The sequence below is a fragment of the Muriicola jejuensis genome (genome assembly GCF_010671595.1).
Taxonomy (GTDB): domain Bacteria; phylum Bacteroidota; class Bacteroidia; order Flavobacteriales; family Flavobacteriaceae; genus Muriicola; species Muriicola jejuensis.
On the sequence record NZ_JAABOP010000023.1, the window covers coordinates 1 to 1,058 of the forward strand.

Below are 1,058 nucleotides of genomic sequence, written 5' to 3' on the forward strand. Positions count from 1 at the left end.
TACAACAACGGCTATGGTTCATCGCCCACCAGGGTCTGGGATTATTTGCTATTTTAGGGATTAACAAATCAATACGGAAGGCTGGCGCCTCCAGGCGCCAAACCATAGCCGGAACCGTTGTGCAATATTATTAATGAAGAATACTGCTCTAGTTCTCATTTTATTTTTTGTGTCGTTTATATCGTGTGATACTCAAAAAAAGAAAGGATTTGAGGAGTATAACGAAGAAGACTTTATAGAAGTACAGGGCATCCTAACAGGATCTTTTAGAAAAACATCATTTCCCAATCGCTTCAGTTCAAACATTTACTTCATATACAATCTACATCAAGAAAATCCAGACACAGGTTACGAATTAGATTCTCCTTACATGTTGGATGAAGGCGTACCGGTGATCGTATTGGTCCATCGTGATGATAATAATATCAGCTTTTTTGGAGGAACAGGGATAATCCAAGAGGACGTGTTATTGAACTATTTGGATAAATGTCAGCAAATTGGGGGTGGGTATTATGGCGTGGAAGATGATTTTTCTAAATACTAGAAAACATTGCACAACAACGGCTATGGTTCATCGCCCTCTGGGTCTGGGATTATTTGCTATTTTAGGGATTAACAAAAACAATACGGAAAGGCTGGCGCCTCCAGGCGCCAAACCATAGCCGGAACCGTTACCTACCATAGCATTTATCTTCAAGTCAAAAACTCAAAGTCTTTTTGCACAGCCAAGGTCGGTCAATGACCAATGTTCCTTCTTTTGCTATGGTCTTCACTCGGAGGTTTTTCTGGGGAATCTCTGGGGAGATCTGGGAATTCTCAAGAGGTCTGGGTGGTGCTAGCTACGTTAGGTAACAACGGCTATAGTTTAGCGCCGGCCGGGGTCGGGATTTTTTTCTATTTTAGGTCAAATAAATAACAAATCCGGAAAGATGGCGCCCTCAGGCGCCAAACCATAGCCGGAACCGTTCTGATGTAATAAGTAGTACGGAGCGGAATCCCAAACGATCCAGTGAAAACCGAATGGGGATATGCCCTGGCCTCTGAAGCAGTATGCACTT

The 1,058-nt window shown here is 42.8% G+C and carries 1 protein-coding gene; it reads left to right on the forward strand.

What is annotated here, in order from left to right; genetic code table 11:
• Positions 1-133 precede the first annotated feature (133 nt).
• Entirely contained in the window at positions 134-544 is a 411-nt protein-coding gene (locus GWK09_RS14885; RefSeq protein ID WP_163694262.1) for a hypothetical protein, read from the forward strand.
• Positions 545-1,058: the final 514 nt, after the last annotated feature.